Below are 13,716 nucleotides of genomic sequence, written 5' to 3' on the forward strand. Positions count from 1 at the left end.
ATCGTCCCTCTCGATAAAACGTTTTAATAGAGAATGTGCGACGCGACGGGGCACCGGAAGGAGGAAGGGGATGCGCGCGTCGCGTAGTGAGGATGATGCGCTCGCGGCTCACCGGGCCGGTAGGCCATCGTTAACCGGAAGTAGCACGAAATTAACAACTCGCCCCTGTGAGGGCTATCGTGCCTGCATGCACATATCTCCCGTTGAGGACGTCAGTGGACTCGTCTACTTCACCGACGGGTCGCTCGCCTACGCGGGAAGGCACGTCCATGAAAAGTCCTATCCTGCACACACCCACAGCTTCCTGGAGGTGGCGGTCGTCGTCGCGGGCACCGGCACGCACCACTCGCTCGCCGGCCGGCAGGCGCTCGCCGTGGGTGACGTCGTCCTGCTGCGGCCCGGCGTCCTGGCACGAGTACGAGCGCTGCGCGGACCTGGTGCTGTACAACTGCTGCTTCCGGCCCGGCCTGCTGCAGCGCGAACTCGCCTGGGCCAGGGAGGACCCGCTGCTGGGACACCTGCTGTGGACCGCCCCCTACTCGCTCGGTCGGCGCGGCATGCTCACGGCGAAACTCGACGACGCGGCGCTGCGGGCGTGCATGACGCCGTTGCGGGCGCTCGACGGGCTGGGCTCGGCGGCCGGTCCGCTGCACCGCGGCGACGTCATCGGCCACCTGACGTTGTTCCTCAGTGCCCTGGCCAGGGTCGTGGCCAAGGAGGGAAACAGCAGGCTGAGCCCGCCGGCGTCGCCGCACCCGGCCGTGGCCAAGACCATGCGCCTGCTGGAGGGCGACTTGGCTCATCCCTGGACGCTGCGCGAGCTGGCAGAAAAGCTCCCCATGGTGCCCGGCTCGCTCGTGCGGCTGTTCAAGTCGGCCGTGGGGCTGCCGCCCATGGCCTACCTCGCCCAGCAGCGAGCCGAGGCCGCCGCCGCGCTGCTGCTGCAGGACGACCGGCCGATCTCGCAGATCGGCGCGTCGGTGGGCTGGCCGGATCCCAACTACTTCGCGCGTCGCTTCAAGGCCCACTTCGGGCTGAGCGCGCGGGCGTACCGCAGCCGCTTCAGCGACGACTCGGCCTTCCTCCGGACCTGGCTGCACGCGGAGTCCTGAGCTCGGAGCCCATTTCGTGACCCCTGCCGCTCTTGCCGCCCAGTGGCGGCGATGTTACGTTCCCCGCACCCACTGGCATGTGTTAGTGACGTTGGTGCGGCACCTGTCCTCCGTCTCTGCCTCGCCACACACGCAGGACCGCTTAAAACGATCAAATGGAGAGTGTGATGTCCGGGCCCGCGCCCCCGCCCCCGGCGGCAGCCGCTCCGCCCGCGCGGCCGGCCAGGGGCGAGCGGTGGTTTCATCACCGTCTATGTGCTGGCCTCCCTGGCCATCCGGTTGCAGCAGATCGATCCTGAGGGCAAGGAGGCGGCGCTCGGCCTGGCATCGGGATCGGCACGCTGCTCAACATCATCGCCGCCCCGGTCGTGGGCCTGTTGAGCGACGACACCACCTCCCGCCTCGGCCGGCGCAGGCGATGGATGCTGGCGGGCATGCCGGTGCCGACCGCCGGAGCGGTGCTTACCGCCGTGCTCCAGACGGTCCCGGGTGTGCTGCTGGGCTACGTCGTCGCGCAGGTCGGCATCACGTTCATCGAGACCTCGCTGCTGGCGGTGATGCCGGACCAGGTGCCCGAGGAGCAACACGGTAAGGTCGGCGGTCTGCTCGGATTCACCGCCCAGATCGCGGGGGTGGCCGGATCCCAGGTGTCGGGCGCGCTGGCCGGTTCGCCGCTGCTGCTGTTCCTCGTACCGGCCCTGGTGGCCTGTGCCGCCGTGCTGCTGCTGGTGGTGACGATGTCCGACCGGCCCTTGCCCCGCGACCAGCGCAAGGTGCTCGACCTGGCGGGTGCTGGCACCCGGCTGGACCGCCTATCAGCACCGCCTGCGCTACCAGACCTTCGACGTGACGGATCTGCTGCGCGTGGGGACCAACTGCCTGGGCGCGACGCTGGGCGACGGCTGGTACCGGGGACGGCTGGGCTTCGAGGGCAAGCGGGCCCTGTACGGCGATTGGCTCGCCTGGCTGGCCCAGCTGGAGCTCGTCCACGACGACGGCACGATGGAGCGCGCGAGGACCCCGCCCGCGCTGGCGCCGCCGACGTGTAGGTGGCGAGGGTCGACGCCGAGGTGGTCGACAGCTCAGCTGTGCCGAAGTAGCTTCTGCCGCGACGCACCGGGACACGCTGGGCCCCGTACATCGTCTACTGGCTTGACCAGGTTTTGGTCTGCTGCGCTGTCCTAATTCGCGACTTCGAGCCGGTATTTGAAGAGGTGACAGGGACCTGCGGCCCATTCTGATAATGCCGCGGTGACCAGCGGATATCGCTTGACCCGGGCCATGAAGGTGGGCGTCGATACGGCTACCCGCGCATCCGACGACCCCGCGGACACTGTTGCGGCACCCCTGGGTCAGAGCTGGGCGAGTGGGCGCGAACAAAGAGACAAGCCGAACGGAGAAAGGCCATCACGACGATGAACGGCACCATCTATAAGACGTGTTCCTGCCGCGATGAGGCGAGCGGGAAGAAACTCGGCAAGAAGTGCCCGAACCTGCGCCGCCCAGGAGGGAAGAGAGAACGTTGGAGTACCACGCACGGCACCTGGGCCTACCAACTGGAGCTACCTCCATACGCCGACGGGCGGCGGCGGAACCCGCTGCGCCGCCAGGGCTTCACCGAGGTCAAGGAGGCGGAGGCCGAGCTTGAGCACGCCTGCGCCCTGCTGTCCTTGGACGAGGACCCTCACATACGGCGGAAGATCACCGAACTGATGCTCGCCACGCTCAAGGGAACGCGCACGCTGCCTGCGGTAGAGGAAGTACGCCGCAAGGTGCGCACGCACCAGGACCTGAACCCCACGGTCACGGTGGCGGAATGGATGACTGAGTTTCTGCGCCGCAAGCGGAAGATCGACGCCACCACCCGCCGCTCGTACGAGGCCCATATCCGGCTCTACTTCGTCCCCTATCTGGGCGACATCCGGCTGGATCGGCTGCGGGTCTCGGACGTGGCGGGCATGTTCGACGCGATCGAGGAGTTCAACGACGTCATCGCCACCGCCCGCGCCAGCGACGATCCCGAGCAACGGGCGAAGGTACGATACCGGCGGCCGGTCGGGCCGAGCACCATGCACCGTATCCGCGCAACCCTCCGGCACGCGCTGAACATCGCGATCAAACAGGACCGGCTGATCGACTTCAACCCGGCGGCGGTGGTGGAACTCCCGGATGCCGACAAGCCGAAGGCATTGGTGTGGACCGACGAACGCGTCGCCGCCTGGAACCAAGATCTGCACCAGCGGCTAAGCGTCGAACAGCAGCGCCGCGGCGGCGGCCGAGGTAATCCGATCAACGTCTATATCTCCACGCCGCGCCCCTCATCGGTGATGGTGTGGACCCCGGCACAAACTTCAGCCTTCCTCGCCCGCGCAGCCACACACCGGCTGTTCGCGCTGTACCGGCTGATCGCGCTGCGAGGTCTGCGTAGAGGCGAGGGCGCCGGGCTGCGCTGGAAGGACGTCGACCTCCAGGCAGGCAGTGCCGGAGTGCACTGGCAGATCACCCAGCTTGGCTGGGAAACGATCCAGGGCAAGCCGAAGACCGAGGCCAGCGACCGCGTCATCGCCTTGGACACCGACACGGTCACCGTCCTGCGTACCCACCGCCGCAACCAGACCGCCGAGCGGCTCGCGGCGGGAGAGGCATGGGCCGACAGCGGCTTCGTCTTCACTGATGAGATCGGTCGACCACTCCATCCGCAACACCTCAGCGACCAGTTCTACCGGCTCGCTTTCGAAGCGGGACTGCCACCGGTGCGGCTGCACGATCTTCGCCACGGTGCGGCCTCCCTCATGCTGGCCGCCGGAGTGGATTTGAAGGTCGTACAGGAAACTCTCGGTCACGTCTCGTCCACCTTCACCCGCGATACCTACACCAGCGTCTACCCCGAGGTCGCCCGCGCCGCGGCCGAATCCACCGCTGCTCTGATCAGCGCCGCCCCAGCCGCTGGGGAGCCTCGATTGATCACTCTGCCCGCGGGTACCGTCACTCCGATCGTGTCCGGTCGCGGATGAGATCGTCATCACCCTGCTCGGGGCCGAGCGTGGTTTGATCAAGGGCAGGGATTCCGTCCGCGGCCTCGGTCGCTATGGCGACCGCTCGGGCGACCGCTGGAGCCGAGTCGGGCTTGTCGAGGCTGGTGCGGAGGGTGACCGGCTTGAGCAGGACGGCGGCGAGGATGCCGAGGGCGGCGACGGCGGCGCAGATGAGGAAGATGCGTCCGGTGGCGTCGCCGTAGGCGGCGCGGACGGCGGTGCCGTGGGTGGTCAGGTCCTCGACGTGGCGGGCCAGGACGGCGCCGAGTACGGAGACGCCGATGGTGCCGCCGAGGGAGCGGAAGAAGGAGACGGTGGAGCTGGCGGTGCCGATGTCCTTGAGCGGCACGGCGTTCTGCACCGCCAGGACGAAGTTCTGCATGGTCATGCCGACGCCGAGCCCGACGGCGAGCATGGCCACGCTCATGAGGGCGATCGGGGTGGTGTGGTCGATGAGGCCGAGCCCGGCGAACCCGCCGGTGAGCAGGATGGTGCCGGTGAGGATGTACGGCTTCAGCTTGCCGCTCTTGCTGATCATCCGGCCGGCGACGATGGAGGAGATGAGGATGCCGGCCATCATGGGGATGGTGAGCAGGCCGGCCTGGGTGGCGCTGTAGCCGCGGGAGGCCTGGAAGTACTGGCTGAGGAAGACGGCGGCGCCGAACATGGCGGTGCCGACGGCGAGGCTGCCGATGATGGCCAGGGCGGTGGTGCGCTGCTTGACGATGGCGAGCGGCACGATGGGTTCGGCGGCGCGCGTCTCGACCCACAGTGCGGCGGCGAGCAGCACCAGGGTGCCGGCGAGCATGGCGGCGGTCTGCCAGGAGCCCCAGGCGAAGGCGTCGCCGACGAAGGAGATCCAGATGAGCAGCACGCTGATGCCGGCGGCGATGAGGGCCGCACCCAGATAGTCGATCTTGACTTCGGCGCGGCGGATGACAGGCAGGCGCAGCGTCTTCTGCAGGATGAACAAGGAGACGGCGGCGATGGGGATGCCGAGGTAGAAACACCACCGCCAGCCCAGCCACGAGGTGTCCACGATGAGGCCGCCGAGCAGCGGCCCACCGATGGTGGAGGCGGCGGTCACGCTGCTGAGATAGCCGCTGTAGCGGCCGCGCTCGCGGGGCGGGATCATCGCGCCGATCGCGATCTGCACGAGGGCCTGCACGCCGCCGACCCCGATGCCCTGCACGGCGCGGGCGGCGATGAGCTGGCCGGGGTCCTGGCTGAGGCCGGCCGCGAGCGAGCCGAGCACGAAGACGACCACAGCGGCCTGGACGAGGGTCTTCTTGCTGAACAGGTCGGCCAGTTTGCCCCAGATGGGGGTGGTGGCGGTGGTGGTGAGCAGGGTGGCGGTGACGATCCAGGTGTACTGGGTCTGCGTGCCGTCCAGCGCACCGATGATCTTCGGCAGGGCGGTGGTGACGACGGTGCTGCTGAGAGTGGCGACGAACAGCGCGAGCAGCAGGCCGCTGAGCGCCACGAGCACCTGCCGCTTCGTGGCGGCCTCGTTCGCCGCGGTGGGGTTCTGCACGGGATGGCTCCAGGGTGAGGGATCACGGCGGGGCGGCCGGGATGGCCGGCCGCCCCGCCGCGGTGAGGACGGCCGCGGTGCGGGTGTCGCGTCGCGGTGCGGACTCAGACGATGACGGTGCGGACGCCCTCACCCCGTTCCATCAGCTCGATCCCCTCGTTGACCTGATCGAGCGTGATGCGCTTGGACACCATCGAGGACAGGTCGATCCGGCCGGTCTCGGCCAGCCGGATGTAGCGGGGAAAGTCGCGCAGGATCTGCGAGCCGCCCGCGACCGAGCCCTGGATGCGCTTGCCGGTGAAGATGGCCGCCATCGCGGGCAGCGTCAGCGTGGCGTCCATCTTCGGCGGCATGCCGATGAGCGTGACCGTGCCCTCCGGCCGGGCCAGGTTGAAGGCCTGCACGATGAGCTCAGGCAGCCCGACCGCCTCGAAGGAGTGGTCGGCGCCGCGCCCGCCGGTGAGAGCCCGTACTTCTTCGAGGGGATCGCAGGAGGCGGGGTCGAGGGCGTGGGTGGCGCCTGCCTGAAGGGCGGCCTCGCGGCGGCCGGGGGAGGGGTCGATGGCGATGATGACGGCAGCGCCAGCGATGCGCGCGCCCTGGATGACCGACTGGCCGACGCCGCCGCAGCCGACGACGGCGACGCTGGAGCCGGGCTGGACCTGGGCGGTGTTGAGCGCGGCGCCGACGCCGGTCATCACGCCGCAGCCGAGCAGGGCGAGCTGCTCGTCGGGCAGGTCGGTCTGTACGGCGACGACGGTGGCCTCGTCCACGACCATGGCCTCGGCGAACGAGCCGCACCCGCACAGCGCGGGGGCCTGCCGCCCGTCGGGCAGGTCGAAGCGGGGCGCCATCCGTACCGCGCCGCGTTCGCAGTGGTTGGACATGCCGTTGACGCACCACCAGCAGGAGCCGCAGGCGGGTGAGACGGAGGCGAGCACGCGGTCGCCTGTCTTGACGCGGCGCACGTCGGGCCCGACGGCCTCGACGGTGCCGCAGGCTTCGTGGCCTGGCACGATCGGGGACGTGCGTTCGGCGCGGTTGATGGAGGTCAGGTCGGTGTGGCAGATGCCGCTGGCCGCGACCTTCACCAGCACGTCGCGGGGGCCGATCTTCGGGGTGGGCAGGTCTTCCAGGACGAGTGGCTGGTTCGGCTCGTAGGAGACGGCGACTTTCACAGGGAGTCTCCCAGGTGCGGAGGAATGCCGATGGTGCGCGGTTCGAGGAAGCTCTGCAGCCCTTCGGGGCCGAGTTCGCGGCCGAGGCCGGACTCTTTGAAGCCGCCGAACGGGGTCAGCGGCATGGGGGAGGGGCTGCCGTTCACGATGACTCCGCCGGTGCGCAGCCGCCGGGCGACGGCCAGGCCACGCGCCGGGTCGGCGGACCAGACGCTGCCGGACAGGCCGTAGCGGGTGTCGTTGGCGATGCGGACGGCGTCGTCGTCGCCGTCGTGCGGGATCAGGCACAGGACGGGACCGAAGATCTCCTCCTGCGCGACCCGCATCGAGTTGTCGACGTCGCCGAGGATGGTGGGCTCGACGTACCAGCCCTTGGGCAGGTCACGAGGACGTCCGCCGCCGGCCACCACGCGGAAGCCCTCGTCCAGGTTGATGTAGCCTTCCACGCGCTCGCGCTGCCGCTCGGCCACCAGCGGGCCCACCACCGTGGCCGGGTCATGCGGGTCGCCGACGGGCACGGTCACGGCCTTGGCGGCGGCGGCCTCCAGGGCCTCGGCGTAGCGGGAGCGGGGGACGAGGACGCGGGTCTGCGCCGCGCACACCTGCCCGGAGTTGTGCATGGCGCCGCCGACCAGCTTGGGGATGATGGTCTCCACCTCGGCGTCGTCCAGGAGGACCGCGGCCGACTTGCCGCCGAGCTCCAGCGAGACCCGCTTGATCTGGTTCCCGCACAGGCTCATGATCCGCTTTCCGGCGGCGGTGGAGCCGGTGAAGGCGACCTTGTCGGTGCCCGGGTGGGTGACCAGGTGCTCGCCGACCGCGCGGTCGCCGGGCACGACATTGACGACCCCGGCCGGGACGCCCGCCTCGTGCAGCACCTCGGCCAGGATGTACGGGCTCAGCGGCGTCTCCGGCGGCGGCTTGAGCACCACGGTGCAGCCGGCCGCCAGCGCCGGGGCGAGCTTCCACGCCGACAGCGTGACCGGGGCGTTCCACGGCACGATCGCGGCGACCACGCCCACCGGCTCCGACGTCACCAGCCCGGCCATGTCGCCGCGGCGCACCAGGCGGTCGAAGTCGTAGGTGCGGATCAGTTCGGCGTAGTACTCGAAGACCGGGGCGACGGTGGCGGTCTGGAACGGGGCCTGGCTGCTGGCCACGCCCATCTCCTCCACCAGCACTTCGGCGATCTCGGCGGCGCGCTGCTTGACCAGGTCGGCGGCGCGGACCAGCACGTCGGCCCGCTCGGCAGGGGTCATGCGGGGCCAGGGGCCGTGGTCGAAGGCGGCGCGGGCGGCGGCCACGGCGCGGTTGATGTCCTCGACGGTCGCCACGGGCACCTCGCCGACGACCTCCTCGCTGGAGGGGGAGACCACCTTCAGCACCTCGTCACCGGCGGGCTTGACCCACTCGCCGCCGACGTAGAACTCGCGCCGGTACATCAGCTGATCGTTCACTTCACTCCTCTACGGTGATGGCCAGGGCGGGGCAGACCAGGGCGGCCTGCTGGACGTCCGCGAGCCGCTCGGGTGACGGGGTCTCGTTCAGCAGCACGACGATGCCGTCCTCGTCGCGCTGGTCGAACACGTCGTCGGCGGCCATCACGCACTGGCCGGAGGCGACGCACTTGTCCTGCTCGATGATGATTTTCATGGGGTCCTTACCAGGTGACGGGCAGCTCGTAGGCGCCGTAGACGAAGCCGTCGTGCTTGAACGGGATCTGCTCGACGTCGGCGGCGAGCGCCAGGGTCGGGATGCGGCGCAGCAGGGCCAGGTAGGCGACCTGCAGCTCCATGCGGGCCAGCGGCTGGCCGAGGCACTGGTGCACGCCGAAGCCGAAGGTGACGTGGCGGCGGGCGTCGCGGGTGAGGTCGAGCCGGTCGGGGTCGGGGAAGGCGGCCGGGTCGCGGTTGGCGGTCTCGTTGACCACGACGATGCCCTCGCCGGCCTTGATGACCTGGCCGGCGATCTCGATGTCCTCCATGGCGACGCGGCGCAGGCCGCCGTGGGTGATGGTGAGGTAGCGCAGCAGTTCCTCGACCGCCGAGGTGATCAGCTTGGGGTCGTCACTGTCGCGCAGCAGGGCGAGCTGGTCGGGGTTCTGCAGCAGGGCCAGCGTGCCCAAAGTGATCATGTTGGCGGTGGTCTCGTGGCCGGCGAACAGCATCAACACCCCCATCTGGGCGGCCTCCGGCCGGGTCAGCTCACCGCTGTTGACCCGCTCCACCAGCCCGGACAGCAGGTCGTCGCCGGGATTGGTGAGCTTCTCGCCGATGAGCCCGTCCAGGTACTGGCCCAGATTCCGCTGAGCCTGCCCCCGCTGCTCGGGAGTCGAGGTGCGGTTGATGATGACCTTGCTGTTGGACTGGAAGAAGTCGTGGTCGTCGTACGGGACGCCGAGCAGGTTGGAGATCACCAGGGACGGCAGCGGCAGCGCGAACGCCTCGACCAGGTCGGCGGGCTTCGGCCCGGCCAGCATGGCGTCGATCAGGTCGTCGGCGACCTTCTGGGTCTCCGGCCGCATGGCCTCGACCCGCTTGATGGTGAACGCGGAGGTGACCATGCGGCGCAGCCGGGCGTGCTCCGGGTCGTCCATCATGATGAAGCCGATGCCGCCGGCGTTCTCCTGCTTGGCCATGCCCTCCATCGCGGCCGCCTCAGCAGGTGAGAGGCGGGGGATGCCGTTGAAAGGGGAGACGCTGACCTTGGAGCTGCCGAGCACGGCGCGGTGTTCGGCGTGGCCGGTGACCAGCCACGGCGTGCTACCGTCCCACAGCCGGACCCGGGTCAGCGGGCCCTCCTCCTGCCGGGCCCGCATCGCGGGGGCGGGATCCAGCGGACAGGTCGCCGGGCGGGCGATGTCGTAGTCGGGAATTGTCGTCATGGTTCCTCCTGTGAGATGTGATTCAGGCGAGCTTCGCGGACCAGCCGCCGTCGACGGGCACGATGACTCCGGTCACGAACGAAGCGAGGTCAGAGGCCAGGAAGGCCGCGACGTTGGCCTGTTCCTGCGGCTGCCCCGCGCGGCCGAGTGCCGCCTTGCCGGCCAGTTCGCGCATGATCTCGGGCGGCGCGGCGAAGTTCTTCTTGCTGAGGGTGAAGCCGGGCGCCACCGCGTTGGCGCGGATGCCCTGCGGCCCGTACTGCACGGCGATGGCCTTGGTGAGGGCGTTGACGCCGGCCTTGGCGGCGGAGTAGGCCATCGAGATTCGCTCGTCCACGTTCAGCGAGGCGGCGGAGGAGAAGTTGACGATGGCGCCGCCGCCGGTGGGGACCATGGCGCGCACGGCGTGCTTGTCGCACAGGACCGTGCCGCGCAGGTGCACCGAGGTCAGGTCCTCGTACTCCTCGGTCGTGATCTCGGCGCTGCGGCGGCTGCCCGGGATGCCGGCCACGTGGACCAGCGCGTCCACCCGGCCGAACACCTCGATGGCGCGCGCGAACATCGCCTCGACGTCTTCCTCGCGGCGCACGTCGACGCGGAAGGGACTCACCGAGGGGCCGAGCGCGGCGGCCGTGTCGTCCTGGCCGCCGCTCAGGTCCGCGGCGAGCACCTTCGCGCCCTCACCGGCGAACACCGCCGCGCAGACCTGACCGATCCCCGCGCCGGCGCCGGTGATCACGGCGACCTTCCCTTCGAGCAGCCCGCCGGGTGGGCGAAGTACGCCGGCCAGGTCATCGGCGTTTGTCATGTGAGCTCCCTATGAGGTGGGGCCAGGCAGACAGCGGGACGGGCCGCGTACGGCTACCCAGCAAGTAAGTCGAGTGGTTGATTTAAATAAACGGATTGATTTAAATTGTCACAGGGGCGGACACCTGTCAACCCAGGACCCGCAGTTGGAACGGCCATTCGGCCCGCCTGTGCGTAAGCTGTCCTCCCGTCACACCTCGCCGGCACGGCGAAGGACCCGCGGCGACCTGAGGGACTGGGCCGTGGCAGGCTGGCGCGCAGTCCCGGTGCGGTGGAAGACGATGAAGAGCAGGATGAGACGACGAGACGAGCAGGTCAGCGCGACCCGGGAGGCGCTGCTGAGCGCGGCCGAGCGGCTGTTCGCCGAACATGGCGTGCACGCCGTCGGCAACCGCCAGATCAGCGAGGCCGCCGGCCACGGCAACAACGCCGCTGTCAGCTATCACTTCGGCACCAAGGCGGACGTGATCCGGGCCATCGCCCGCAAGCACGCCGAGCAGATCGAGGGCCGCCGTGAACGCATGATGACCGGCCTCGGCGATTCCACCGACCCGCGCGACTGGGTGGCGTGCCTGGTCCGGCCGTACACCGAGCACCTGGAGAGCCTGGGCACCCCCACCTGGTACGCCCGCTTCACCGCCCAGGTCATGGCCGACCCCGCGTTCAGCGCCATCATGATCGACGAAGCCCTTACCGCCGCCCCGATCGTCCGGCTGTTCCAGGACGGCCTGGCCCGCTGCCTGCCCGGCCTGCCCGCCGAGGTGCAGCACGAACGCGTCACCATGGCCCGCCATCTGGTCACCCAGATGTGCGTCGAGCGGGAACGGGCTCTCGCCGAGGGCGCCCCCACCTTCCGTCCCACCTGGACGGACACCGCCGACGCTCTGATCGAGGTGATCGTCGCGATCTGGCAGGCGCCCGTCCACGGCACGCCGTCGTAAGGGTCTGCTGCGACAGCAGGAGGCCGAGGGGGTCAGATTGCGACCCACCCCGATCCCCTGACAAGCGCGGCTGGAGGCGTATCAGGCCGGCCCCGCGAGCTGGAAGGCCGCGGTGAGCTGCTGCCGGTGCTGGCGGGCCTGCTTGGGCATGTTCCAGCCCAGCACGCCCGTGACCTGGCCGTCGCGCCGGTACACGGCCACGAACCGGCGCTCGGCCAGGGCGCCCTCCACGATGGACACCTCGGCGTCCGGGGACGGCATCCCGTGCACGTGGATCTTGGCGTCGAACTGGTCGGTCCAGAAATAGGGGATGGGCGTGTAAGGGCGGTCCTCGCCCAGCAGGTTGCCGGCGACGGCGATGGCCTGTTCGGTGGCGTTGGTGCGGTTCTCCAGGCGTACCGGCCGGCTCAGCGTCTCGTGGTGCCAGCGGGCCGCGTCGCCGGCCGCGTACACGCCTTCCGCCGCCCGGCAGCGGGAGTCGCAGACCAGCCCGTTGTCCAGCTCGAGGCCGCTGCCGGAGAGCCACTCGGTGGCCGGCGCGGCGCCGAACGCCACCACGACGACGTCGGCCGGCAGCACCTCGCCGGTCTCCAGGCGCACGCCGGTGACGCGGCCCTGCCGTTCGGCCAGCCCGGTCACCGCGGCGCCGAGCCGCAGCTCGACCCCGCGTTCGGTGTGCAGCTCGGCGAGCAGGTCCGCGACCGGCCGGCCGAGCTGGAGGGCCAGCGGCGCCGCCTGCGGGCCGGCCAGGGTGACCGGCACACCCAGGCCGCACGCGGTGGCGGCGATCTCGGCGCCGAGCACCCCGTCGCCCACCACCACCAGGCGCGTGCAGGACAGCAGGTCCATCCGCAGAGCCAGCGCGTCGTCGAGGCTGCGCAGCACGTGCACGCCGACCAGCCCGTCCTGGCCGGGCAGCGTCCGGGGACGCAAACCGGTGGCCACCACGACCGCGTCCGCGCTCAGCACCCGCCCCGACGCCGTGCGCACCGCACGCGCCGAGGCGTCGAAGCCGGTCGCCGGGTCGCCGAGCACGAAGTCCGCGTCCAGCGCGGACAGCACGGCCGGGGGCCGCAGCTGGGCGCGCTCGGGCTCCCAGCTTCCTGCCAGGACCTGCTTGGACAGCGGCGGCCGGTCATAGGGCAGGTGCGGCTCGGCGCCCAGCACGGTCACCCGGCCCGCGTAGCCCTTGCGCCGCAGGGCCTCCACGGTGGCCAGGCCGGCGGCGGAGGCGCCGACCACGAGCACGTCGTTGGGGACGCTCACGCGTCCTCGCTCACCAGGATCGCGGCCCCGGGGCAGACGTCGGCGGCCTCGCGGACCACCGGGTGCAGTTCTTCGGCGGGCCGTTCGTCCAGCAGGATCACGACGCCGTCCTCGTCGCGCTGATCGAACACCTCCGGCGCGAGCAGCACGCACGTGCCGGCGGCGCAGCACTTGTCCTCGTCGATGGTGACTTTCACGGTCGATCTTCCTTTCTGCGTGGGTGGGGGTTCAGGCGGCGGCGACCCGTAGAAGCAGATCGGCGACGGCCTTGGGTTCGGTGATCATCAGGTCGTGTCCGGTGTCGATGTCCCAGACCCGGTCGGAGGCGGCGGCCTTCGCCATGCGGGCGGGGTCGCGGTGGGGGAGGGTGTTGGTGCAGAGGATGTGGGTCTGCGGAAGGTCCCACAGCGCGGCCTCGTTGGACAGGCGCAGCGGCTGTTCGAAGCACTTGTACGGGTGCGGGGTCAGCCGTTCGGTCAGCCAGGCGATGTCGGCCGGGTCGGTCACGCCGTAGTGCGGGATCGGCTCGGTGCCGGGCCACAGGACGAGTTCGACACCGTCGACCACGCGGCCGGCGGCCCGGGCGGCCCGCATCGATCCTGGGGAGACGTCGGCGAGGGCCTCGCCGTTGACCGGGGTGGCGGCGTCGAGGTAGACGAGGTGGCCGATGCGGTCGGTGGCGCGGTCGGCGACGCCGGTGATGACCATGCCGCCGTAGCTGTGACCGACCAGGATCACCTCGCGCAGGTCCTCGTACTCCAGCACCGTGGTGATGTCCTTGATGTGGAAGTCGAGGTCGATGTCCGGGCGCAGCAGGTGGGCCCGCTCGCCCACGCCGGTCATGGTGGGGGTGTGCACCTCGTGTCCCGCCCCGCGCAGGATGCGGGCGACGCGCTGGTAGCACCAGCCGCCGTGCGCGCCGCCGTGGACGAGTACGTAGGTGGCCATGAGTGTTCTCC

At 70.3% G+C, this 13,716-nt stretch carries 13 protein-coding genes and 2 pseudogenes; 6 read left to right on the forward strand and 9 right to left on the reverse strand.

Annotated elements, in window-relative coordinates:
- Positions 1-187: 187 nt before the first annotated feature.
- The 5 genes and pseudogenes from ABD292_RS49055 to ABD292_RS32545 all read left to right on the forward strand — a co-directional run.
- Positions 188-511: pseudogene (locus ABD292_RS49055) on the forward strand (AraC family ligand binding domain-containing protein); the annotation flags it as partial.
- Positions 512-773: 262 nt separating this feature from the next.
- Entirely contained in the window at positions 774-1,112 is a 339-nt protein-coding gene (locus ABD292_RS49060) for a helix-turn-helix transcriptional regulator (protein WP_425565224.1), read from the forward strand.
- 341 nt (positions 1,113-1,453) lie between these two features.
- Positions 1,454-1,873 (forward strand): annotated as a pseudogene (locus ABD292_RS32535) (MFS transporter); the annotation flags it as partial.
- Positions 1,874-1,958: 85 nt separating this feature from the next.
- Complete coding sequence (locus ABD292_RS32540; protein WP_344215034.1) at positions 1,959-2,297, forward strand: alpha-L-rhamnosidase N-terminal domain-containing protein; 339 nt, start codon at positions 1,959-1,961, stop codon at positions 2,295-2,297.
- 230 nt (positions 2,298-2,527) lie between these two features.
- Complete coding sequence (locus ABD292_RS32545; protein WP_344214098.1) at positions 2,528-4,126, forward strand: tyrosine-type recombinase/integrase; 1,599 nt, start codon at positions 2,528-2,530, stop codon at positions 4,124-4,126.
- Here the strand turns inward: ABD292_RS32545 and ABD292_RS32550 are convergent.
- From ABD292_RS32550 to ABD292_RS32575, 6 genes are all read right to left on the reverse strand, one after another.
- Entirely contained in the window at positions 4,098-5,681 is a 1,584-nt protein-coding gene (locus ABD292_RS32550; protein ID WP_344214100.1) for an MDR family MFS transporter, read from the reverse strand. The two genes, ABD292_RS32545 and ABD292_RS32550, sit on opposite strands and share 29 nt — an antisense overlap.
- A 104-nt stretch (positions 5,682-5,785) precedes the next feature.
- Entirely contained in the window at positions 5,786-6,859 is a 1,074-nt protein-coding gene (locus ABD292_RS32555) for a zinc-binding dehydrogenase (protein ID WP_344214102.1), read from the reverse strand.
- Positions 6,856-8,316 (reverse strand): aldehyde dehydrogenase, encoded by a 1,461-nt coding sequence (locus ABD292_RS32560; protein WP_344214104.1) that lies wholly within the window; start codon positions 8,314-8,316, stop codon positions 6,856-6,858. The genes ABD292_RS32555 and ABD292_RS32560 overlap by 4 nt, the downstream gene beginning before the upstream one ends.
- Before the next feature lies 1 nt (position 8,317).
- Entirely contained in the window at positions 8,318-8,512 is a 195-nt protein-coding gene (locus tag ABD292_RS32565) for a ferredoxin (protein WP_344214106.1), read from the reverse strand.
- Positions 8,513-8,519: 7 nt separating this feature from the next.
- A complete protein-coding gene (locus tag ABD292_RS32570) occupies positions 8,520-9,743 on the reverse strand; it encodes a cytochrome P450 (protein ID WP_344214107.1) in 1,224 nt (407 codons plus the stop codon).
- A 22-nt stretch (positions 9,744-9,765) separates the two neighbouring features.
- Positions 9,766-10,551 carry an SDR family NAD(P)-dependent oxidoreductase gene (locus tag ABD292_RS32575; protein ID WP_344214109.1) on the reverse strand — a complete coding sequence of 262 codons (786 nt, stop codon included), beginning with the start codon at positions 10,549-10,551 and terminating at the stop codon, positions 9,766-9,768.
- A gap of 292 nt (positions 10,552-10,843) precedes the next feature.
- On the opposite strand from ABD292_RS32575, the gene ABD292_RS32580 reads away from it, so the two are divergent.
- Positions 10,844-11,491, forward strand: a complete 648-nt coding sequence (locus ABD292_RS32580; RefSeq protein WP_344214111.1) for a TetR/AcrR family transcriptional regulator — start codon at positions 10,844-10,846, stop codon at positions 11,489-11,491.
- A gap of 81 nt (positions 11,492-11,572) precedes the next feature.
- Here the strand turns inward: ABD292_RS32580 and ABD292_RS32585 are convergent, their stop codons facing one another.
- From ABD292_RS32585 to ABD292_RS32595, 3 genes are read right to left on the reverse strand one after another with little or no spacing between them, the layout of a single operon-like run.
- The gene (locus ABD292_RS32585; protein WP_344214113.1) at positions 11,573-12,757 is read right to left on the reverse strand and encodes an NAD(P)/FAD-dependent oxidoreductase; all 1,185 of its coding nucleotides are present in this window, start codon (positions 12,755-12,757) and stop codon (positions 11,573-11,575) included.
- Positions 12,754-12,954: a ferredoxin gene (locus ABD292_RS32590; RefSeq protein WP_344214115.1), complete on the reverse strand. Its 201-nt coding sequence runs from the start codon at positions 12,952-12,954 to the stop codon at positions 12,754-12,756. The genes ABD292_RS32585 and ABD292_RS32590 overlap by 4 nt, the downstream gene beginning before the upstream one ends.
- 31 nt (positions 12,955-12,985) lie before the next feature.
- A complete protein-coding gene (locus ABD292_RS32595; RefSeq protein WP_344214117.1) occupies positions 12,986-13,705 on the reverse strand; it encodes an alpha/beta fold hydrolase in 720 nt (239 codons plus the stop codon).
- Positions 13,706-13,716 lie beyond the last annotated feature (11 nt).

This window comes from Nonomuraea bangladeshensis (assembly GCF_039529455.1).
In the GTDB taxonomy this organism is placed as follows: Bacteria; Actinomycetota; Actinomycetes; order Streptosporangiales; family Streptosporangiaceae; genus Nonomuraea; species Nonomuraea bangladeshensis.